The following is a 22,565-nucleotide window of genomic DNA, read 5'->3' on the forward strand; positions in this document are numbered from 1 at the left end:
CTCAAGCAATCCGGGCGAAGAAGCATGCGAAAGGGACAGCGCAGGCCGGCCGGGCAGGGATCTGAGAAAGGGCGGGGATGGCCGTTGAAGAAAAGAAGGAAGTGGAGGGCGGGGCAACCGCCGCGACGCTCAAGGGAGGAGCGCTGGCAATCGCGCTGGTGGTTCTGGCGCTGATCGGCTGGGCGTTGATGCACCCCGGCGAGGAGCCCGCGACGAAACCCGGCACCGAGACGACGGAGGCGCAACCCGCGCCGGCCACGCGCTCGGCCGAGGCCCCGGTACCTGCGGCGCAGCACGCCGCGCCGGATACGGCCCCCGCCGCCACGAAGACCGAGACCGCGCCGCCCGAGAGCATTGCGGAGACGGGGGCCGAACCCGCGACAAGCGCCGCCGCGCCGCAGGAGGAGCCGGCAGCCGCGATCTCCGAGCAGGCAGCCACGGGGCCGGGACAGACAGCCCCCGCGCCGACCGGCGAGAGCCGAGCGACCGAGGGTGCCGACGCTTCGACCGGTGCGACCGATCTCGCACAGGTTCAGTTCGACGCGCTGCGGGCCTCGCCGGACGGCTCGGTCACGCTGGCCGGACGGACCGATCCGGGGGCGAAGGTCGACGTGCTCGTGGACGGGCAGGTCGTCGCCAATACCGAGACCGACGGGGCGGGTAATTTCGCCTCGCTCTTCGATCTGCCGCCGAGCGCGGGACCACGCGCGCTGTCGCTGCGCGTCACCGGCGCCAACGGCGTCGCGAAGGAAAGCGCCGAGAGCCTCGTGCTGCGTGGCCAGCCCGGCGCCGAAACCGTCGCGGCCGCGGATATGGCCGAGACGCCGCAGACCACGCCCCCGGCAACCCCGGCCCCGCCCGCCGCGCCGATCGTCGCGGATGCCAGCGGGGCGCGGCTGCTCGCTCCCAAGAGCCAGTCGCTGGTGATCGACACGATCGCTTTCGGGGCGGGCGAGATCGCGCGCAGCGAGGGGCGCGGAGCGCCCGATGGCAGCCAGCTCGCCGCCTATCTCGACGATACGCTGGTGGCCGAGGCGAAGGCCGGAGCCGATGGGCGTTGGGCGCTCGATCTTCCGGGCCTCACGCCCGGCGCGCACAAGCTGCGGATCGACGCGCATGACGGCGAGGGCAAGGTGATCGCGCGCGCCGAGACCGATTTCGACCAGCCCGACCAGATCGTCGTGGCGAGTTCCGGCGATCCCGCGAAGTCCGAGGCGGATGCGGTTCAGGCCGCGGGCGGCGACGGAAACGCGGTCAAGGTCGTGCAGATCGTGAAGGGCAATACGCTCTGGGCGATCGCGCGCGAGGTCTATGGCGAGGGCATCCTCTATGTCCGGGTCTTCGATGCCAACCGCGACCAGATCCGCGACCCCGACCTGATCTATCCGGGGCAGGTCTTCACCATCCCGGCGCCGCAATAAGGCTGGACTTCGCGGAACTCGCCGCTAGCTTGCGCTACGGTTCCGGACGGCCGGGGGCGCTGCCCCCGGACCTCCGGCGAATTTTAAAGCTAGATGAAGAAAGGGCGCGCGATGCCTCCCTCCCAGATCACCACCGCGGGGAAGATGAACTCCGACGAGCGGGCGCGGGGGTGGCGCACGATCCGCTCCGTGCTGCCCTATCTCTGGTCGCATGAGGCGCCCTGGGTGAAACGCCGCGTGGTGCTGGCGATGGTGATGCTGGTCTTCGCGAAGGTCATCTCGGTCTCGACCCCCTTCGTCTATCGCGCCGCGGTGAACACGCTTTCGGGCGATGCGGCTGCAAACCCGGCCTGGGCGCTCGGCATGGGGGCGGTCGGGATCACCGTGGCCTATGGCATGGCGCGGCTGATGAGCGTGGCGTTCGGCGAGCTGCGCGACGCGATCTTCGTGCGCGTCGCGCAACGGGCGCTGCGCCATCTCGCGCTGCAGACCTTCACCCATATGCACCGGCTCTCGATGCGCTATCACATCACCCGCAAGACCGGGGGGTTGAGCCGGATCATCGAGCGCGGCGTGAAGGGCGTCGAGTTCCTGCTGCGCTTCATGCTGTTCTCGGTGGGGCCGCTGATCCTCGAGCTCACGCTGGTCGCGATCATCTTCGCGGTGGTCTTCGACTGGCGCTATGCGGCCGTCGTGCTGGTCACCATCGCGGCCTATATCAAGTTCACCTTCAAGGTCACCGAGTGGCGGGTCTCGATCCGGCGCGCGATGAACCAGGCCGACACGGCGGCGAACCAGAAGGCGATCGACAGCCTGCTGAACTTCGAGACGGTCAAGTATTTCGGCGCCGAGAAGCGCGAGGCCGAGCGCTACGACGAGTCGATGAAGGGCTACGAGGCGATGGCGGTCAAGACCGGCCAGTCGCTCGCCACACTCAATGCCGGCCAGACGCTGATCATCTCGATCGGGCTCGTGGCGGTCATGGTGATGGCGGCGATGGAAGTGCAGGCGGGCAAGCTGACGGTGGGCGATTTCGTCATGGTGCAGGCCTACATGATCCAGATCACCATGCCGCTCGGGTTCCTCGGCACCGTCTATCGCGAAATCCGTCAGTCGCTCGTCGATATGGGCGAAATGTTCGATCTGCTCCAGCAACAGGCCGAAATCGAGGACAAGGCCGACGCGCCCGTTCTGAATGTGAAAGGCGGCGAGGTCACCTTCGAGGATGTCACCTTCCATTACGACCCGACGCGGCCGATCCTGAAAGGGATCTCGCTGCGTGTCCCGCCGGGCCAGACGGTGGCGCTGGTCGGGCCCTCGGGGTCGGGCAAGTCGACGATCGGGCGGCTCCTGTTCCGCTTCTACGACGTCACCGGCGGCGCGATCCGGATCGACGGGCAGGATCTGCGCGACGTGACGCAGGAGAGCCTGCATGACGCGATCGGCGTGGTGCCGCAGGATACGGTGCTGTTCAACGACACGATCCGCTACAACATCGCCTACGGGCGCGCGGATGCCTCGGAAGAAGAGATCATCGCCGCGGCAAAGGCCGCGAAGATCCATGACTTCGTGATCAGCCTGCCCGAGGGCTATGACACCGCCGTGGGCGAACGCGGGCTGAAGCTCTCGGGGGGCGAGAAGCAGAGGGTGGGGATCGCGCGCACGATCCTGAAGAACCCGCCGATCCTGCTTCTCGACGAGGCGACATCGGCGCTCGACACCCAGACCGAGCGCGACATCCAGACCAGCCTCAAGGCGATGGGCAAGGGGCGCACCGTGATCACCATCGCGCACCGCCTGAGCACGATCGCCGATGCGGATCGTATCATCGTGCTCGAGAAGGGCGAGATCGTCGAGGAGGGGCGTCACGAGGATCTGCTGATGCAGCGTGGACGCTATGCTTCGATGTGGGCCCGCCAGTCGGCCGAAGAGGAAGAGGCCGAGGAACAGGGCGCGGCGTGAGGGGCGCGACCCCTCACGTTCGAGCGCCTCGCCGCGGGGCGACCAGCCCCGGGCCGCACCCGTCCCTCTCGCCGAGGGGCAACCGAGGTGAAACGCTGACCACAGATGACAGGGCGGGTCCGCTCGCGGGGCAGGCGCCGTCCTCGTCTCTCGAGGGCAGGGCGCCTGCCTATTCCGCCGCGTCCGGCTTGCGCACCAGATGCGGCTTCACGCCGCCCTCCGGCTCGCCATCCTCCCAGATCACCTCGCGTCCGCGCATCTTGCGCACCGCGCGTTCGAGCGCCAGATCGCGCGCCGCGCGGCTGTCCGTTCCCTGCATGAGCGCCGAGAGCGCCCTCGTGCCGCGATAGGCGCCGGTATTGAACCAGACCCGGATCGACAGCAGCGCGGGCGTCAGCACCAGAGTCAGCACGGTCGCGGTGCCGAGCCCGAACACCACCGCCGTCGCGAGCTGCTTCCACCAGAGCGCGGTGGGGCTGTCGATCGAATAGCCGCCGTTGAGGAAATCGAGCGACAGGCCGAACATCATCGGCGTCAGACCCGCCATCGTGGTGATCGTGGTCAGCAGGACTGGGCGCAGGCGGGCCTCGGCGGTGCGGATGATCGCCTCGATCCGGGGCATGTAGCGCGAGAATTCCTGATAGGTGTCGATCAGGATGATGTTGTTGTTCACCACGATGCCCGCGAGCGCGACGATCCCCACGCCGGTCATGATGATCGAGAATTGCTGGCCCATCACCAGCATCCCCAACAGAACCCCGGCCGTGGACAGCACGACCGCGAGCAACACCAGCACCGCGTTGTAGAAGCTGTTGAACTGCGCGAGCAGGATCACGAACATCAGAGCGAGCGCGCCCGCGAAGGCCTTCATCAGGAAGTCCTGGCTTTCCGATTGCTCGACCTGGTCGCCCGACCATTCGTAGCTGACGCCGGGGGGCAGAGCGGCTTCGGTGTCGAGCCAGTCCTCCAGCGCCGCGATCCGATCGTTCGCGGTGATCGGGGAGCCGTCCCCCTTGGTCAGCCCCTCCGCGACGCCGGCCTTCACGTCGTAATAGCGGGTCTGGTCGATCCGGTCGATCTGGCCGAGTTTCGGCTGCGGCGTGCGGGTGACGAAATTCGCCAGCGGCACGAGCCCCTCGCTGGTGCGCAGTTTCAGCGTGTCGAGGGTGGAGAGGACCCGGTCCTCCTGCGGCAGCCGGACGCGGATCTCGATCTCCTCGTCGGAGGAGGGCACGCGCATGGTGTCGAGCAGGATCCCGCGCGTCACCAGTTGCACCATGCCGCCCACGGTCGCCACGTCCGCGCCGAAGCGTCCGGCGCGGGTGACATCGACGTCGATCACCCAGTCGATCCCGGGCAGGGGGCGGGTATCCTCGATCGCGGTGATGCCCTGCATCGAGGCCATATGTGCCTCGACCTGGCGCACGGCCTGATCGAGCGCGTCGAAATCGTCTCCCTTCAGGCGCAGCTGGATCGGCTTGCCCGAGGAGGGGCCGCGATCCTGCGCGAGATATTCGGCGCGAATGCCGGGGATGGTGGCGATCCGAGCCATGATCCCCTCCATTACCGCGTCGCCCTTGAGCGCGGGGTTGTCCTTGCGCTCGTCCCAGGGGATCATCTCGACTTGGACCTGACCGATCGTGTCGCGCGGAGCGCTCGCCCCTCCGGTGTTCTGGTTCAGCCCGCCTTCGCCGGCGAAGGAGAAGACCGCCCCGACGCCGGGCGTGCCGATCACCTTCGCCTCCGCCTCCCGCAGCAGCGCGTCCTTCTCGGCCAGCGACAGGTTGCCGCGCGCCCGGATATAGACGATCGCCTGCTCGACCTCGCTATCGGTGAAGAACTGGGTGCCGTTATTGTTCTTGCCGTAATAGCCGAAGGTCAGAAACACGGTGCCGACGATCACGGCCACGGTGATCAGCGGCATCACCGGATTTCCGGCGATGAAGGCGATCACATGGCCGAAGGGACGGCGGCGATAGCCGGCCTCGATGGGCTTTGGTTTGCGGTTCGGCTTGGCGGCGGTGAAGGTGATCGAGCTGAGCATCGTGGCCAGCACGAAGAGCACGATACCCGGGAGCGACGCCGCGAGATTGCCCGAAGCGGTATGCGTGCCCGAGAAGAAATCGGGATTGAGGGTGAGGATCGCGCCGAGGAACACCAGGCCGGCGGAGGCGACGGCCAGGAGCAGGCGCAGCCAGTAGGGCCAGCCCTTGATCACCGCCGCCCCCATGTCGAGACGCCGGCTCATCCGGCCCGCGACGCCGCCCACCACGGGTAGATAGACCAGCGCGACGACCAGCGAGGCCGAGAGCACGAAGATGATCGTGATTGGCAGCATTCCCATGAACTCGCCCGGCACGCCCGGCCAGAACAGCATCGGAAGGAAGGCGCAGAGCGTCGTCGCGGTGGAGCTCACCACCGGCCAGAACATGCGCCGGGCGGCTTCCGTATAGGCGGCCATCGGGCCGGAGCCTTCCGAGATCCGCTTGTCGGCATATTCGACGACGACAATCGCACCGTCGACGAGCATCCCCACCGCGAGGATCAGGCCGAACATCACGATGTTCGAGATCGCGACCCCCATGATCCCCAGAAGCAGGAAGGTCAGAAGGAACGAGGTCGGGATCGCGAAGCCCACCAGCAGCGCCGAGCGGGTGCCGAGCGTCGCGAGCACCACGATCATCACCAGCGCGATCGCGGTCAGGACCGAGCCCTCGAGCTGGCTGACCATCGCCCCCACGGTTTTCGACTGATCGAGCGAGATGCCCACATCGACCGCGCGTTGCAGCGGCTCGGGCCAGTTCGCCTGCGCCTCGGAGACGGTTCGGCGCACCAGATCGACCGTGTCGATGATGTTGTAGCCCTTGCGCTTGACCACCTGCAGCGCGACCGTGGGCTCCCCGTTGAAGCGTGCGGTGCCGGTGCGGTCCTCGAAGGTCAGGCGGATATCGGCCAGATCCCCGAGCGTCACGACACGCTCGCCATTGGTCTTCACGGGGAGGTTGTAGATATCCTGCGCGGTCTCGAAGGTCGCCGGGATCTTGACCGAGAAGGCGCCGCCGGCGGTCTCGACCACGCCCGCCGCGATCAGCTGGTTGTTGGCCTGCACGACATTGATCAACTCGGGCGCGGTGACGTTGTAGGCCTCGAGCTTGAGAGGGTCGATGACCACTTCCAGCATCTCGTCGCGGCTGCCCGCGATCTGCGCCTCCAGCACCGGTTCGAGACCCTCGACCTCGTCTTGCAACTCGCGCGCGAGACGTTGCAGCGTGCGTTCGGGCGCCTTGCCCGACAGGGTCACGACGACGATCGGAAATTCGGAGAAGTTGATCTCGTTGATCGAGTATTTCTCGAAGCCATCGGGGAATTTGCCCTCGGCGGTGTTCATCGCGTCGCGCACATCGGCGATGACCTTGGTCTTGTCCCAGCCGAAATCGAACTCCAGCATCACGCCGGCATAGTTCTCCTGCGCGATGCCGGTCATCTTCTTGATGCCGTCGAGCCCGGCGAGCTCGGTCTCCATCGGCTTGACCAGCAGCTTCTCGGAATCGGCGGCCGAGATGCCGGGGAAGGGGACCGAGATGAAGAGCATCGGGATCTCGATATCCGGCTCGCCCTCCTTGGGCAGGCTCAGATAGGCGGTCAGCCCCGCGGCGATCGAGATCACCACGAAGGCAATCACCATCCGCGCCCGGGCCGCGGCCCAGTCGATGATCCCGGTCATTGCCCCGGCTCCGGCGCGGGCGTGGCCTCGGGGGCGCCACCCTGCACATCACCGGGGGCGTGATCGACGAGCGTGACCGCGAGGGGAGACCCCTCGGTGACGTAATCCTGCCCGACGACGATCACGGTGGCCTGTTCGGGAAGCCCTGCGAGCCAGACGCCGTCGGGGGCATCGCGCAGGAAGGTGACGGGCGCGAAATGGGCGCGGTCATCGACGGCGAGGCGCACGCCGAGCTGCCCGTCATCGTTCAGCGTCATGGCCGAGGCGGGCAGAAAATGGGCTTTCGTACCATCGGCGGAGACGATCATCTCGACGGTCTGGCCTTCGCGGATCGCGTGATCGCCATTTGCGACCTCCGCCTCGACGCGGAAGGTGCGGGTCGCCGTGTCGGCCGATTGCGAGACGAAAGTGATCCGGCCGACCACCTCGCGCCCGGTGGCGAGCCGTGCCCCCACCGCCGCGCCGCGATGCACGCGGTCGATCTCGGTCTCGGGGACGAAGCCCACGAGCTTGATCGGATCGAGCTGGATGAGCGTCGCGCAAAGCCCGCCTGCCGAAAGCAGCGCGCCATTCTCGGCGGTATCTTCCTCGAGCTGGCCCGCGAAGGGCGCGGTGATCTCCAGCCGGGCAAGCTCGGTCTGGGCGGCCTCCACCGCCGCGGTCGCGGCCTCGAGCACCGACTGAGCGGCTGCGGCGGAGGTGTCGGAGCGATACCCGCCCTCCTGCAGCTTGCGCGCGGCGGTCGCGTTGAGCTTCGCCTCGTCGAGACGCGCCTGCGCCTCCGCCAGCGCTGCGGGGCGCGTGCCCGGATCGAGGCGGCACAGCAATTGCCCCTTCTCCACCTGCGTTCCCTTGGCGATCGGGTCCGAGATCACTTTCGCGCCGGTCTCTGCGCGCACCTCGAGACGGCGCGCCGCTTCGGTCTGGCCGCGGGTGAGCACGCCCTGATCGACCGCGCGCGCCGTCGATGCGATGGCCTGTACGGGAACCGGCTGCACGCCTTCGGGAGCCGCGGCCTGCGCTTCGGGCGCAGCGGGGGCGCCATCGCCGAGATATCCCATCAGCCTGTCGCGCTCGAAGACGAGCAGGTAGAGCGCCACGAGGACGAGCAGCGCGTTGAGGATCGGGATCGGGCGCATCGGCAGGCTCCTTGGCGTGAGGGACGGTCCGCGTCTCGATACGCTGGTCTGAACCGCTGGGTTCAACTTAATGAGAGTGCTGCGTGATCTCAAGCCGACGAAGCGGCGATCTCCGGTCTTGCGCGGGCCTTGGCAGCGCCGGGTGGGGCGTGTAAGAGAGGCCGACACCAGAAGAGAAGAGGCGCGCGTGAGCGAGACCGACAGTTTCATCGAAGAAGTCACCGAGGCCGTCCGTCAGGACAAGCTCTTTGCCGCTTTCAAGAAGTGGGGCTGGATCGGCGGCGTGGTCATCCTCGCGATCGTCGGCGGGACCGCCTGGAATGCCTGGCAGAAAGAGCAGGCGCAAAATACCGCGCGTGCCTTCGGCGATCAGGTCATGGCGGCGATCGACGCCAAGGATACCGACGCCGAGCTGGCCAAGATCACGCCCGAAGGGCCCGGCCGCACGGCGGTTCTTGCCCTGATGCGCGGCGATGCCGAGCTCGAGGCGGGCAAGGACGAAGAGGCGCTCAAGCAATTCGAGGCCGTGGGCGCCCAGACCGGTCTGCCGCGCTCGATCTCCGATCTCGCGAAGCTCAAGGCGGTGATCGCGGCGGGCGACAAGATGGATGCGGCCAAGCGTGACGCGACCCTTCAGGAGCTGGCCCAGCCCGGCGCTCCCTATCGCCTTCTCGCGATGGAGCAGCAGGCGGTGGCGAGCCTCGCGAAAGGCGACCGCGACGGGGCGCTCGCCATGGCGAAGCAGATCCTCGAAGATGCGGGGCTCACGCCGGGCTTGCAACAGCGCGCGACAGAGTTGATTGTGGCGCTTGGTGGCGAACTGCCGAGCGTGCCGGGCCAGACCGGTCAGGCGCCGCAGCAGTAAGAGTTTGAACCGGATCGCCTTTCCCATGCGCGCGAGGCGCAGGGCAGGGGCGGCGAACCGTGGGGGATGTGGCGTGAAACTGAGCAAGGCTATCTGCGCGCTGGGTCTGGTGGCGGCCGTTGCGGGCTGCTCCCAGAGGGAGACGATCCTGCCCGGAGAGCGGCTTTCGCCCCGGGCGGCGATGCTCGCCGAAGAGGGGCTCGCACCCGAAGCCGCGCCTGCCGATCAGGCCTTGCCGATCAGCTTGCCCGGTGTGGTCGCCAATGCCGAATGGCCGCAGCGCGCGGGCTCGGCCACGCATAGTCTCTTCAACGCGGCGATCGGGTCGGGCAACCGGCTCGTCTGGTCGGCAGATATCGGCGCAGGCAATGCGCGGCGCTACCGGATCACCGCCGATCCGATCGTCGGCGCTGGCCGGGTCTACACGCTCGACAGCCAGGCGCGCGTGACCGCCACCGCGACGAATGGCGGCCGGGTCTGGCAGACCGACATCACCCCGCCGGGCGACCGCGCGGCCGATGCCTCGGGCGGCGGCGTGGCCTATGCCAACGGCACCGTCTACGTCACCTCCGATTTCGCCGAGCTCGTCGCGATCGACGCGGCCACCGGTGCGATCAAGTGGCGGCAGTATTTCGACGCCGGGATCGGCGGCGCGCCGACCGTGCGCGACGGCACGGTCTATGTCGTGGCGCGCGACAGCTCGGCTTGGGCGATCCGCGCCTCGGACGGCAAGGTGATCTGGCAGGTGCCGGGCGCGCCCTCGAATTCGGGCATGACCGGCGTCTCGGCCCCGGTCGTCACCGACCGCATGGTGATCTTCCCCTTCCCCTCGGGCTTCCTTGCGGGTGTGCTGCGCCAGAGCGGGATGCAGCTGTGGCAATCGAAGGTGCCGGGCGCGCGTCCGGGCGTCGCCTATGCCTCGATCGTCGATCTGACCGGCGATCCCGTGGTGGTGGGCGATACGGTCTATGCCGGCTCCTCGGCAGGCAAGCTCGCCGCCTTCGACGTCAATTCCGGCGAGCGGATCTGGACCTCGGACATGGGCGCCAACAGCCCGGTCCAGGTCGCGGGCGGCTCGATCTTCCTGACCTCCGATTCAGGCCAGATCGTGCGGCTCGACGTCAGGACCGGCCAGCAGATCTGGGCGAAGGATCTGCCCTATTACACCAAGGACAAGCCCAAGCGGCAGCGCAACATCGTCGCCAGCTACGGTCCGGTGCTCGCGGGCGGCAAGCTTTTCGTCGCGTCCTCCGACGGTGTGTTGCGGATCTTCAGCCCCGTCGATGGCAGCCTGATCGGCCAGGCGCAGATCCCCGGCGGGGCGTCGACGGACCCGGTCGTGGCCGGCCGGACGCTCTATGTCGTGGGCGGAGACGGGAAACTGCACGCTTTTCAGTGACGCCCGAAAGGTGTAAGGGGGCTGCTCCTATCCGCCCAAGGAGGGCAAGATGAGCTTTACCCTGGCCATTGTCGGCCGCCCGAATGTCGGCAAGTCAACGCTGTTCAACCGGCTCGTCGGCAAGCGCCTCGCGCTTGTGGACAACATGCCCGGCGTCACGCGCGATTTGCGCGAGGGCGACGCGCGTCTGGGCGATCTGCGCTTCATCGTGATCGACTCGGCCGGCCTGGAACTGGCCGAGGATGACAGCCTGCAGGGCCGGATGCGCCGCCTGACCGAACGCGCGGTGGAAGAGGCCGATATCTGCCTCTTCCTGATCGACGCACGGGTCGGCGTGACCCCCGCCGACGAGATCTTCGCCGATATCCTGCGCAAGAAGAACGCGCATGTGATCCTCGCCGCGAACAAGGCGGAAGGGGCGGCGGGCGATGCCGGCGCGCTGGAAGCGTGGTCGCTGGGGCTGGGCGAGCCGCTGCGGATTTCCGCGGAACATGGCGAGGGGCTCGACGATCTCTACACCACGCTCGTGCCGCTGGCCGATGAATTCGAGGCGAAGAACGTCGCCGCGCTGCCCGAGACCGATGTCACGATCGAGGACGAGCTCGAGGAAGGCGACATTCCCGCCTACCAACCGCCCACCGCGGCCAAACCGCTTCAGCTTGCGGTGATCGGGCGCCCGAATGCGGGCAAGTCGACGCTGATCAACAAGATCCTCAACGAGGACCGTCTGCTTACAGGGCCGGAGGCCGGGATCACGCGCGATGCGATCTCGGTCACGACGGAGTTCATGGGAACGCCGATGCGGATCTGGGACACCGCGGGGATGCGCAAGAAGGCGAAGGTCACCGACAAGGTCGAGAAGCTGAGCGTCGCCGACGGGCTGCGCGCGGTGCGCTTCGCCGAGGTGGTCGTCGTCCTGCTCGACGTGAACATCCCCTTCGAGACGCAGGATCTGCGGATCGCGGATTTCGCAGAGACCGAGGGCCGTGCCGTCGTCGTGGCGGCGAACAAATGGGATCTCGAGGAGGGCAAGCCCGAGAAACTGAAGGAGCTGCGCGAGGCGTTCGAACGCCTGCTGCCGCAGCTCAAGGGCGCCCCGCTCGTGACCGTTTCCGCCAAGACCGGAAAGGGGCTGGACCGTCTGCATGCCGCGATCCTCAAGGCGCATGAGGTCTGGAACCGCCGTGTGCCGACCGCCAAGCTCAACCGCTGGCTCATCGCGATGACCGAGGCGCATCCGCCACCCGCTCCGGGCGGCCGCCGCATCAAGCTGCGCTACATCACGCAGGCGAAGACCCGTCCGCCGGCCTTCGTGGTCAAATCGACCCATACCGACAAGATCCCCGAGAGCTACGAGCGTTACCTGGTCAACGGTTTGCGCGAGAGCTTCGACATGCCCGGCACCCCGATCCGGCTCTACATGCGCGATCAGGGCAAGACGAACCCCTACAAGGATCGCAAGAAGTCGATCCCGTCGCGCCTGAAGAAGCATGTGGATGCGAAGAAGCACGCCGCGCGCAAGGAAGGCGCGAAGAAGGCGCGGGACGCGAAGAAGGGCGAATAAGGCCTTCTGATCTCGAAAGAAAAGGGCCCCGATGCGGGGCCCTTTGTCATTCTTGCAAGTGGTCAGACGAGCTGGCCGTCCACCAGGCGGGTCTTGCCGCCCAGATAGGGATGCAGGACCTCGGGCAGGGTGACGGAGCCGTCCTCTTCCTGGCCGTTCTCGAGCACGGCGATCAGGCAGCGGCCGACCGCGAGGCCCGAGCCGTTGAGCGTCGCGAGGAATTCGGGCTTGCCGCCATCGGCGGGCTTGTAGCGCCCGTTCATCCGCCGCGCCTGGAAGGTGCCGCAGGTCGAGACCGAGGAAATCTCGCGGTAGCTGTCCTGGCCCGGCAGCCAGACCTCGAGATCGTAGGTCTTCTGCGCGCCGAAGCCCATGTCGCCGGTGCACAGCACGATGCGACGATAGGGCAGGCCGAGTTTCTCGAGCACGGCCTCGGCGCATTTGGTCATCCGCTCATGTTCGTCGAGCGCGGTCTCGGGCGTGCAGAGCGTGACCATCTCGACCTTCTCGAACTGGTGCTGGCGCAGCATGCCGGCCGTGTCCTTGCCTGCCGAGCCCGCCTCGGAGCGGAAACAGTTGGTATGGGCGCACATCCGCATCGGCAGGGCCGAAGCGTCCATCGTCTCGCCGCCCGCATAGTTGGTGAGCGTCACCTCGGCGGTCGGGATCAGCCACCAGCCATTGGTGGTCTGATAGCTGTCCTCGGCGAATTTCGGCAGCTGGCCGGTGCCGAGCATCGCCTCGTCGCGTACCAGAACCGGGGTGATATTCTCGCTCAGCCCGTGTTCGTCGACATGCAGATCGAGCATGAACTGCGCCAGCGCGCGGTGCACCCGTGCGACACCGCCCTTGAGCACGACGAAGCGCGACCCCGAGAGTTTGGCCGCGGTCTCGAAATCCATCTGAGCCCCGACCGCGGGCAGTTCGTAATGCTCCTTCGGCGTGAAGGAGAAGTCCCGCGGGGTGCCGCGGCGGTGGATCTCGACATTGTCATCCTCGTCCGCGCCATCGGGCACCTCGGCGAGCGGCAGGTTCGGGACCGTCATCAGCAGATCGCGCAGCCGGGCGTCGAGCTCGGCCGCCTCGGCCTGCATCTGCGCGACTTCGGTCTTCTTCTCGCCCACCAGCGCGCGAAGACGTTCGAATTCGGCCTCGTCTCCCTTGGCTTTCGCCGCGCCCACCTGCTTGGAGGCCGCGTTCTGGTCGGCTTTCGCGGTCTCGGCCGCATGGATCGCCGCCCGGCGCGCCTCGTCGATCCGCAGGATCTCGGGCGAGAGGGGCGAGAGCCCGCGCCGCGCGAGTTGCGCGTCGAATTCGGCAGGGTTTTCGCGGATTGCGCGGATATCGTGCATCTCACCTCTCCAAGACTGTTGCGGGACCGGCTTTAGCGTATGAAGCTGGGAGCGAAAAGCCCCTCGGCGATGCAGCCATGACACAGGTCAAGGTCAGGCTGCTTGCGCTGTGGTTGAAATTTGCGATAAGCGCACATATTCAAGAACACGAATATAACCGGGGTCGGAATTGCGTCCCCGAGGGAAGGGAACCCGAGATGAGACTCAAACTCCTCACGCTGGCATTCGCCGCGCTGATCCTGCCCGGAGCCGCCCTGGCTCAGGAGGGCGCGATCACGATCGAGCCGCAGGCCGTGACCGATTGGAAATCGGTCTATGGCCAGGTCGAGGCGAAGAACACCATTGCCGCACGCGCGCGCATCTCCGGCACGATCACCGAGCTGGACGTGACCGAAGGCGACGAGGTGAAGGCGGGCGAGCAGATCGGCAAGATCGTCGACCAGACGATCGAGTACCAGATCGGCGCGGTCGATGCGCAGATCGCCGCGCTTGAAGCGCAGCTGGAAAACGCCAAGACCGAACTGAAGCGCGGCCAGGAACTGATGGCACGCGGCGTCTCGACCACGCAGAACGTCGATCAGCTCCAGACCCAGGTCAACGTCTACGAAGGCCAGATCGCGGCGCAGAAGGCGCAGCGCAAGGTCTATGTGCAGCAGCAGGATTTCGGCACCGTCACCGCGCCGATCGACGGCAAGGTCGTGTCGGTCCCGGTTACCAAGGATGCCGTGGTGATGGGCGGCGAGACGATCGCCTCGATCGGGGGCGGCGGGTTCTTCCTGCGTCTTTCGGTCCCCGAGCGCCATGCCGACACGCTCAAGACCGGCGACACGATCATGATCACCGGCCCTGAGGGCCAGGAGATCGAAGGCAAGCTCGCCAAGATCTACCCGCTCATCGAAGGCGGCCGGGTACAGGCCGATGTCGAGGTTCCCGATCTCGATTCGCGCTTCGTGGCGGCGCGCCTGCTGGTGAAACTGCCGATGAGCGAGCGCAAGGCGATCCTCGTGCCGGCGAGCTATATCCTGACCCGGAGCGGGCTCGATTTCGTCCGCGTGAAGGAAGATGGCGGCGTCTATGAGCGCACCGTCGTTCCCGGCGTGCATGTCAGCCGCGACGGACAGGACATGGTCGAAATTCTCACGGGGCTGACCCCCGGCGATGTGGTGGTGCCCAATGAGCAATAAGACCGAGCACAGGCCCGAGACGCCGGAGGATGACGAGATCCACGGCAAGCTCGGCATCGCGGGGGGGCTGACCCGCGCCTTCATCCGTTCGGCGCTCACGCCGCTGATGGTCCTCGCCGCCGTGGCGGTGGGCCTCGTCGCGCTGATCTCGCTGCCGCGTGAGGAAGAGCCGCAGATCTCGGTGCCGATGGTGGATATCCATATCCAGGCGCCGGGGCTGAAGGCGCAGGACGCGATGAAGCTGGTGACCGAGCCGATGGAAACCATCGTGCAGGGCATCAACGAAGTCGAGCACGTCTATTCCCGGACCCAGGACGATTACGCGCTGGTGATGGCGCGCTTCAAGGTCGGCACCTCCTCGGATGCCGCGATCCTGCGCGTGCACGAGAAGGTGCGCGCGAACATGGACAAGATGCCCAAGGGTATCCCCGATCCGGTGATCGTGGGCCGCGGGATCGACGATGTCGCAATCGTGTCTCTCACGCTCACCGGCAAGAACGGCGCGCAGATCGACAGTGACGAGCTGACCCGTGTCGCGCGCGAATTGCAGACCGAGGTCACGAAGATCGAGAATGTGGGCCTGACCTATGTCGTGGGCGAGGCGCGCAACGAGATCCGCATCGAGCCAGAGCCGGACAAGCTCGCGCTCTACGGCGTCACGCTGCAACAGCTCGCGAACAAGGTGACCCAGGCCAACCGCGCCTTCGATACCGGAAATATCCGTCACGAGGGTCAGCAGATCAGCCTCGCAGCCGGCGAGACGCTGGTGGCGCCCGCGCAGATCGCGGGGCTCTTGCTGACCACGCGCGACAACCGCCCCGTCTATGTGGCCGATGTCGCGAAGGTCTCCTATGTGCCCGATGCCGCCGACCACATCGTCTCGAATGTCGAGCGCAACGCGGATGGCAAGGTCGTGCGCACGCCCGCCGTGACCCTTGCGATCGCCAAGCGCGCAGGCTCGAACGCCGTCGTCGTCGCCGAGCAGATCCTGCACCGCGTGCACGAGTTGCACGGGTCGCTCATCCCCGAGGATGTCGAGGTGAAGGTCACCCGCGACTATGGCGAGACGGCGAACGAGAAGGCGAACGAGCTGCTCTTCCACCTCGGCCTTGCGACCGTGTCGATCATCGGCCTCGTTCTGGTCGCGATCGGCTGGCGGGAATCGATCGTGGTGGCGGTGGTCATTCCGGTGACGATCCTGCTGACGCTCTTTGCCGCCTATGTCATGGGTTACACGCTCAACCGGGTGTCGCTCTTCGCGCTGATCTTCGCGATCGGTATCCTGGTCGACGACGCGATCGTGGTGATCGAGAACATCGCGCGGCACTGGGCGATGAAGACCCCGGGGTCACGCATCACCAAGGCGATCGAGGCCGTGGCGGAGGTAGGCAACCCCACCATCGTCGCGACCCTCACGGTGGTGGCGGCGCTTCTGCCGATGCTCTTCGTCTCGGGGCTCATGGGCCCCTACATGTCGCCGATCCCGGCGGTGGCTTCGGCCGCGATGATCTTCTCCTTCTTCGTGGCCGTGATCATCACGCCCTGGCTGATGGTGAAGGTCGCGGGCAAGGCGCCGATGACCGGGCACCATGCGGATGACGACGCCTATGGCGGCGAGCATTCCGGCGGCCGGCTCGGCAAGATCTACAGCCGGGTCGCCCGCCCGATCCTGAAGACGAAGGGGCGCTCGGGGCTCTTCCTGCTCATCGTGACCATTCTTTCCTTCGGCTCGCTCGGGCTTCTCTACACCAAGCATGTCACCGTGAAGCTGCTGCCCTTCGACAACAAGTCGGAGCTCTCGGTGGTGATCGACATGCCCGCCGGAACCTCGGTCGAGGGGACGGATGCGGTGGCCCAGCAGGTCGCGGATATCGTGACCAAGATGCCCGAGGTGATCTCGGCGCAGACCCATGCGGGCACGGCCGCGCCCTTCAACTTCAACGGTCTGGTGCGCCACTACTACCTGCGCGCGCAGCCCAATCAGGGCGATGTCGAGCTCCAGCTTCTGCCGAAGGGCGAGCGCGACCGCACGAGCCACCAGATCGCGCTCGAGATCCGCGACAAGATCAAGCAGATCAAGCTGCCCGAAGGCGCGAGCCTGAAGACGGTCGAGCCGCCCCCCGGCCCGCCGGTGATCTCGACGCTCCTGGCCGAGATCTACGGCCCGACGCCGGAGATGCAGCGCGACGCGGCCCGCAAGATCGAGGAGGCCTTCAAGGAGGTGCCCTATATTGTCGACGTAGACAATTCCTTCGGCATCCAGCCCGACAAGCTGCGGGTGACGGTGAATTCGGACGATCTCGAATTCTACTCGGTGCAGGAGGGCGATGTCTGGGATACGCTCGGCATGCTCAACGGCACGACCACGGTGGGGTATTCCCATCGCGGCAAGGAGCGTGCGCCGATCCCGATCGTGATGGAGCGCTCGAAGAGCAACAAGGTGATGAACGAGAGCACGCTCTCGACGCCGATCCCGGCCAATGTCCTGCCGGGCGCGCGCGGCGTCGTCGAGCTCGGCGACGTGGTGAGCGTCAACAAGGAGAAGGCGTCCTATCCGATCTTCCGTCATAACGGGCGCGAGGCGGAGATGGTGACCGCAGAGCTCGCCGGCAAGTTCGAGGCGCCGCTCTACGGGATGCTCGCGGTCGACGACATCATCAACAAGATGGACTGGCCGCAGGGCGAGAAGCCCGTCGTGTCGCTGCATGGCCAGCCGCAGGACGAGAGCCATGTGACGCTCCTGTGGGACGGCGAATGGGAAGTGACCTGGGTCACCTTCCGCGACATGGGGGCGGCCTTCGGGGTGGCGCTTCTGGGGATCTACATCCTCGTTGTGGCGCAGTTCGGCTCGTTCCGGCTGCCGCTGGTGATCCTGACGCCGGTGCCGCTGACCTTCCTCGGCATCATGCTGGGGCACTGGATCTTCCACGCGCCGTTCTCGGCCACTTCGATGATCGGTTTCATCGCCCTGGCGGGGATCATCGTGCGCAACTCGATCCTGCTGGTGGACTTCATCCGGCACGGGGCGCATGAGGGCAAGGACAAGATCGAGGTGCTGATCGAGGCCGGCGCCATCCGCTTCAAGCCGATCCTGCTCACCGCGATCGCGGCGATGATCGGGGCGGTGGTCATCCTCGCCGATCCGATCTTCCAGGGTCTCGCGATCTCGCTCCTGTTCGGCCTGCTCAGCTCGACCCTGCTGACGGTGCTGGTGATCCCGGCGATCTACCGGATCTTCAAGACCTGAACGGTCTGGAAAACTGACCTGATGACCGCCCGCGCGACGACCTCGCGCGGGCGGTTTCTCTTTACCGTCCGTCGGGTGGCCATGATCGCGCCAGGCGTGCGATTGCGAAAACCAATCGCCGATATCCCAAACAAATTCATTGCATTTGGCCTGAGACGCGATTTCCTGGCGTCATGGTGAAGCTCGTTCTCTTGCACAAGGCAGACTCGATCTATGAGGACGAGCCGGATGTCGTCTATGACTTCCCGCGAAATTATCTGCGTGCGATGCAGGAGGCTGTCGGAGACTGGATCGTCTATTACGAGCCTGTCAAAGCCGGGCCACGGGGATATTTCGCTGTCGCCAAGATCGACAGCGTCATTCCCAAACCGGGCGTCGAGGGGAGGTTCCTCGCGCTCATCTCTCCCGGCACGTACCTTCCCTTCGACAGCGAGGTGCCGCGCATGGGAGGCGGGCGCCTGCTCGAACGGGCGTTAAGCGAAAGCGATGGCAGCGCGAAGAGGGGTGGTGCCGTGCAGTTGGCGGTTCGGCGCCTCCCGGAGGACGAGTTTGCGCGGATTGTCGATCTCGGTCTGCCACAGGATCTCGAGCGGCTGGAGGCGATGCGCTACGAGACGGCAAATCCCGGACTGATCGAAGAGCCGATGACCTTTGAACGTCCGGTGCTGGAAAGGCTCACGCGGAGGCCCTATCGGGACGTCGCCTTCCGGCGGAAGGTTCGCGAAGCGTATGATTACCGTTGTGCCATTTCCGGTTTGCGCCTGCGCAATGGCGGCGGGCGCCCCGAAGTGCAGGCCGCGCATATAAGGCCAGTCGATCAAAAGGGCAGTGACTCGGTTCGAAACGGGCTCGCATTGTCGGGCACGCTGCACTGGATGTTCGACCGCGGTCTTATTTCCATCGCGGAAGATTGCGAGACCATTCTCGTGTCACGCAATAAGGTGCCTGCCGATGTCGTTGATAGGCTCATTCGTCCAGATGGGAAATTATTGCACCCGATAGACCCGCGTAACCGCCCGCACCCTGAAAACCTGCGCTGGCACCGGGAGAACCGGTTCGGGCAGGTGATGGGGGATGAGCCGACCCTGTGGGACCGGCTCTGAGGCAACTTATTCGGGCTGGAAGCCGTGGATGAGCTGGCGCAGGCCGATCAGCCCGCCGACCACGATCGAGGCGAGCGTGACCGGGGCGGAAAAGGCCAGCACCGACATCGCGCTCACCCCCTGGCCGATCGAGCAGCCGAGAGCGATCGTGCCCCCGACGCCCATCAGGGCCGCGCCGCCGACCTGACGGCCGAGCTCGCGCGGGTCCTCGCAGGCTTCCCATTTGAACAGGCCACGGATCAGCGAGCCGAGGAAGGCGCCGCCCAGAACCCCGCCCACGAGGCCCACCGAGAAGGTGATGCCGCCTGCTGTCGAGGTCATGAAATAGAGGATCGTGCGGCCGAGCGGGGCGGTGAAGGACGGGGCTTCGACCCCGGTCGCGCCGAAGCTTTCGTCGAAGAGGAAGGAGGTCCCTACCAGGCACCACACCACCGCGAGGCCCGCGGCGATCCCCCAGGCGACGCGGCGCTTGTCGGTGCGCAGCGGTTTGTAGGAGAGCCCCCAGGCGAGGAAGCCCGCGGCGATCGGCAGCGCGAAGACGAGCGGCGGCAGGCCGGAGCGGGCGGAGAGCCAATGCGCGATGCCTTGCGGGCTGTCGGCCGGTTGCTGGTCGAAGATCAGTGCGCGCAGTGGTGCGAGCGGCCCCGAGAGCGTGACGAAGGCGAAGATCCCCATCACCACCACCACCACGAGGGCGCGCAGGTCGCCGCCGCCGAAGCGCACCAGCGCGCCGAAGCCGCAATTGCCCGCCATCGCCATGCCATAGCCGAAGACCAGCCCGCCCACGATCGAGGCGAGCGGCGACCATTTCACGGTGTGGTAGAAGCTGTGCGTGATCTCGGCCCAGCCCATCGCCTCGGCCACGAAGGAGCCGGTGATCGCGACGGCGAGCACGACGCCCCAGAGGCGCAGCCGGCGCTGGTCCTCGCCATAGGCCGCGCTTTCGAGCGCCCCGAGGGTGCAGAAATCGCCAAGCCGCGCGGCCAGGCCGAGAACCGCCCCGCCGATCAGCCCGACCAGTGCCGCCCAGGCGCCCATCGGAATTTGTTCCATCGCCGACCTCCCTGCCGGGCCAGAATGCCGCCCGGACCTGATGCGACAGCGCCGTCAGTCGCTGCTGCAGAACATTTCATAAATCACTTCGACGAGACGGCGCGCGCGCGAATCAGACAGGTGATAGTAGATCGCCTTGCCCTCGCGGCGCGCGCTGACCAGCCCCTCGAGACGCAGCCGGGCGAGCTGCTGGCTCACCGCCGCCTGGCGCGATTCGAGGAGGTTCTCCAGTTCGGTGACCGATTTCTCGCCCGAGCTGAGATGGCAAAGGATCATCAGTCGCCCTTCATGGGCGAGCGCCTTCATCAGGTTGGAGGCTTCCTGCGCCTGACCGAGCAGCTCGTCAGCATCCATGCGGGCGCATCTGCCGTTCCCAAGGGAGGCGTCGAGATCATTCGTATGCCCGTCTGGTGCCATCTGCCGCACCCTGTTGTCCTTTCCTGATGCCGCGTTTGATGCCGCAGCCGAATTGATCGAACTGCTCAGGCTTTACCATGCCGATTCGGGCAAACAAAGCCTCTGTGGACAAAAAACGCCCGATTGGACGCGGGTCAACCGTTCGGATCGGGCAGGTCGGCGCCACCATCGCGCAATGCCTTGCCCAGCAATCCCCAGAAGAAATCTTCGCGCGTATAGCCTTCGAGCCGGCCGATCTCGACCCCGTCACGCAACAGGATGAAGGTCGGCGTGAAGACCGGTCTGCCCTTCGTGATGGTGACGTCCTCGGGGAACGGCTTGTGCAGATCGACGCGTTCGAGCGGGGCCAGCTTGCCCTCGGGCGTCTTGGGATAGATCGGTGCAAGATCGTTGTTCCACATCCGGCAATAGATGCAGCCGGTCTGCTCCACCATGAGGAGGCGGAACTGGCTCTCGGCAGGGGTGGAGGTGCCATCCGTCGTGCTGATCGCGCCGTTGTTCTCCGTCTGCGCGCCCTCGGCCAGAGCCGCGGCGGGCTGAAGGAGCAGGCATGGCAGAGCCGCCACGAATGCGAAAATCGTACGCGATACAATGCGGGACATTGACGCACCTCCCTTTACATATAAAGATCGTAATGTGTTCGGGGGTCCCGCGCAAGTTACGGTTGGGAGGCCGTGAGGGACCGCTCTTGAGGGAGGAAAACTTTGCCGCTTGATCCGACCTATGGCGGGGCGTTCCTCGCCGGGCTTCTGTCTTTTCTGACGCCCTGCGTGTTGCCTATGGTGCCATTCTACCTGTCTTACATGGCAGGGATTTCCATGGCCGAACTGCGTGGCGACGGGCGGATCGCGCCCGGCGCGCAGCGGCGTCTCGTGATCTCGGCCGTGGCCTTCGCGCTCGGGGTGACCACGATCTTCGTGCTGATGGGAATGGGGGCGACGGCGCTCGGACAGGCGTTCCGGCAATGGATGGACCCGTTATCCTATGTCGCGGCCGCGATCCTCTTCGTCTTCGGCCTGCATTTCCTCGGCGTCCTGCGCATTCCCTTCCTCTACCGCGAGGCGCGGATCGAGGCGAAGGCGGATCCGTCGACGCTGTTCGGGGCCTATGTGACGGGGCTTGCCTTCGGGTTCGGCTGGACGCCTTGCGTGGGGCCCGCGCTCGCGGCGATCCTGATGGTGGCCTCGGGGATGGGCGACATCTCGCGCGGCGGTCTTTTGCTGCTAGTCTACGGGATCGGCATGACCGCACCTTTCGTCGTCGCGGCCTTCTTCGCACGCCCGTTCCTCGCACTGATGAGCAAGCACCGCGCCAAGCTCGGTTATGTGGAAAAGGCGATGGGTGTTATGCTCATCGTCTTCGCGATCCTCATCGCCACGGGCTGGCTGAGCTACGTCGCCGAGTTTCTGATCAATACGATGCCCGGTGCGGGATCGCTCGGGTAAGGGGAGGAAAGCCACCATGCGCCATTTTCTGACAGCCGTCTTCGCCGCCGCGATGCTCGCCTTGCCCGCATCCGCCGCCGAGATCGGCGATGACGGTCTGCACAAGGAGCCCTGGTTCCAGGAAACCTTCAAGGACATGTCCGACGACCTTGCGAGCGCCAACGAGCAGGGCAAGCGCTTCATGGTGATCTGGGAGCAGCGCGGCTGCATCTATTGCAAAAAGATGCATGAGGAAGTGTTCTCGGACCCGGAGATCGCGAAATTCATCACCGACAATTATTACGTCGTGCAGATGAACCTGTTCGGCGATGTCGAGGTGACGGATTTCGACGGCGAGGCGCTTCCCGAGAAGGAGATGGCGATGAAATGGGGTGTGATGTTCACCCCCACGATGATGTTCTTCCCCGAGGAGGTCGATGGCGCGCCCGCGAACAAGGTCGCGGTTGCCAACATGCCCGGCGCCTTCGGGAAGGTCACGACTCTCGCCTTGCTCACCTGGGTGAAGAATCACGGCTACGAGAGCGGCGAGAACTTTCAGAAATACATCGCCGAGTTTCTGAAGGACCGCCAAGCCGAGTGATCCGTGGCCTCACGTCCCCGTGCCGGGATGTGAGGCGCCGCTTCGCCGTCCCGTTACATGCTTGTCGCTGGAATTTTGGCGAAAAATCAACGGCATGCAATTGCACACCG

At 66.1% G+C, this 22,565-nt stretch carries 16 protein-coding genes; 10 read left to right on the top strand and 6 right to left on the bottom strand.

Annotated features, from left to right (window positions below):
* Nucleotides 1-77 precede the first annotated feature (77 nt).
* Entirely contained in the window at nucleotides 78-1,421 is a 1,344-nt protein-coding gene (locus tag DW2_RS18935; protein ID WP_051855165.1) for a LysM peptidoglycan-binding domain-containing protein, read from the top strand.
* Between the two features lie 111 nt (nucleotides 1,422-1,532).
* Complete coding sequence (locus DW2_RS02355; RefSeq protein WP_038143490.1) at nucleotides 1,533-3,383, top strand: ABCB family ABC transporter ATP-binding protein/permease; 1,851 nt, start codon at nucleotides 1,533-1,535, stop codon at nucleotides 3,381-3,383.
* A 169-nt stretch (nucleotides 3,384-3,552) separates the two neighbouring features.
* Here DW2_RS02355 and DW2_RS02360 read toward each other — a convergent pair whose 3' ends face one another.
* Both DW2_RS02360 and DW2_RS02365 read right to left on the bottom strand, forming a co-directional pair.
* Nucleotides 3,553-7,107 (bottom strand): efflux RND transporter permease subunit, encoded by a 3,555-nt coding sequence (locus DW2_RS02360; RefSeq protein ID WP_038143182.1) that lies wholly within the window; start codon nucleotides 7,105-7,107, stop codon nucleotides 3,553-3,555.
* Nucleotides 7,104-8,246, bottom strand: coding sequence for an efflux RND transporter periplasmic adaptor subunit (locus DW2_RS02365; protein WP_051855167.1), 1,143 nt, complete (start codon nucleotides 8,244-8,246; stop codon nucleotides 7,104-7,106). The genes DW2_RS02360 and DW2_RS02365 overlap by 4 nt, the downstream gene beginning before the upstream one ends.
* A gap of 187 nt (nucleotides 8,247-8,433) precedes the next feature.
* Here DW2_RS02365 and DW2_RS02370 point away from each other — a divergent pair, with 187 nt between their 5' ends.
* The 3 genes from DW2_RS02370 (at nucleotide 8,434) to der (ending at nucleotide 12,074) form a co-directional block, all read left to right on the top strand.
* Nucleotides 8,434-9,111, top strand: a complete 678-nt coding sequence (locus DW2_RS02370; RefSeq protein ID WP_038143183.1) for a tetratricopeptide repeat protein — start codon at nucleotides 8,434-8,436, stop codon at nucleotides 9,109-9,111.
* Nucleotides 9,112-9,184: 73 nt separating this feature from the next.
* Nucleotides 9,185-10,510, top strand: a complete 1,326-nt coding sequence (locus tag DW2_RS02375) for an outer membrane protein assembly factor BamB family protein (protein ID WP_038143186.1) — start codon at nucleotides 9,185-9,187, stop codon at nucleotides 10,508-10,510.
* A 49-nt stretch (nucleotides 10,511-10,559) separates the two neighbouring features.
* On the top strand, nucleotides 10,560-12,074 hold the full coding sequence (gene der, locus DW2_RS02380; protein ID WP_051855169.1) for a ribosome biogenesis GTPase Der: 1,515 nt from the start codon (nucleotides 10,560-10,562) through the stop codon (nucleotides 12,072-12,074).
* Between the two features lie 62 nt (nucleotides 12,075-12,136).
* Here the strand turns inward: der and serS are convergent, their stop codons facing one another.
* Nucleotides 12,137-13,426 carry a serine--tRNA ligase gene (gene serS / locus DW2_RS02385; RefSeq protein ID WP_038143189.1) on the bottom strand — a complete coding sequence of 430 codons (1,290 nt, stop codon included), beginning with the start codon at nucleotides 13,424-13,426 and terminating at the stop codon, nucleotides 12,137-12,139.
* A 197-nt stretch (nucleotides 13,427-13,623) separates the two neighbouring features.
* Here serS and DW2_RS02390 point away from each other — a divergent pair, with 197 nt between their 5' ends.
* From DW2_RS02390 to DW2_RS02400, 3 genes are all read left to right on the top strand, one after another.
* The gene (locus tag DW2_RS02390; protein WP_051855171.1) at nucleotides 13,624-14,610 is read left to right on the top strand and encodes an efflux RND transporter periplasmic adaptor subunit; all 987 of its coding nucleotides are present in this window, start codon (nucleotides 13,624-13,626) and stop codon (nucleotides 14,608-14,610) included.
* Nucleotides 14,600-17,857, top strand: coding sequence for an efflux RND transporter permease subunit (locus tag DW2_RS02395; protein WP_051855173.1), 3,258 nt, complete (start codon nucleotides 14,600-14,602; stop codon nucleotides 17,855-17,857). The genes DW2_RS02390 and DW2_RS02395 overlap by 11 nt, the downstream gene beginning before the upstream one ends.
* A gap of 173 nt (nucleotides 17,858-18,030) precedes the next feature.
* Nucleotides 18,031-18,960 carry an HNH endonuclease gene (locus DW2_RS02400; protein WP_038143192.1) on the top strand — a complete coding sequence of 310 codons (930 nt, stop codon included), beginning with the start codon at nucleotides 18,031-18,033 and terminating at the stop codon, nucleotides 18,958-18,960.
* Between the two features lie 6 nt (nucleotides 18,961-18,966).
* On the opposite strand, the gene DW2_RS02405 is transcribed toward DW2_RS02400, so the two are convergent.
* The 3 genes from DW2_RS02405 to DW2_RS02415 form a co-directional block, all read right to left on the bottom strand.
* Entirely contained in the window at nucleotides 18,967-20,013 is a 1,047-nt protein-coding gene (locus tag DW2_RS02405) for a YeeE/YedE family protein (protein ID WP_038143195.1), read from the bottom strand.
* A 54-nt stretch (nucleotides 20,014-20,067) separates the two neighbouring features.
* On the bottom strand, nucleotides 20,068-20,367 hold the full coding sequence (locus DW2_RS02410; RefSeq protein ID WP_038143203.1) for an ArsR/SmtB family transcription factor: 300 nt from the start codon (nucleotides 20,365-20,367) through the stop codon (nucleotides 20,068-20,070).
* 197 nt (nucleotides 20,368-20,564) lie between these two features.
* Nucleotides 20,565-21,032 (bottom strand): thioredoxin domain-containing protein, encoded by a 468-nt coding sequence (locus tag DW2_RS02415; RefSeq protein WP_238321232.1) that lies wholly within the window; start codon nucleotides 21,030-21,032, stop codon nucleotides 20,565-20,567.
* A gap of 102 nt (nucleotides 21,033-21,134) precedes the next feature.
* Between DW2_RS02415 and DW2_RS02420 the strand changes: the two genes are divergently transcribed.
* A complete protein-coding gene (locus tag DW2_RS02420; protein ID WP_038143207.1) occupies nucleotides 21,135-21,875 on the top strand; it encodes a cytochrome c biogenesis CcdA family protein in 741 nt (246 codons plus the stop codon).
* Nucleotides 21,876-21,891: 16 nt separating this feature from the next.
* Nucleotides 21,892-22,455 carry a thioredoxin family protein gene (locus DW2_RS02425; RefSeq protein WP_038143210.1) on the top strand — a complete coding sequence of 188 codons (564 nt, stop codon included), beginning with the start codon at nucleotides 21,892-21,894 and terminating at the stop codon, nucleotides 22,453-22,455.
* The last annotated feature ends 110 nt before the right edge of the window (nucleotides 22,456-22,565 follow it).

Source organism: Thioclava atlantica, assembly GCF_000737065.1.
GTDB lineage: Bacteria > Pseudomonadota > Alphaproteobacteria > Rhodobacterales > Rhodobacteraceae > Thioclava > Thioclava atlantica.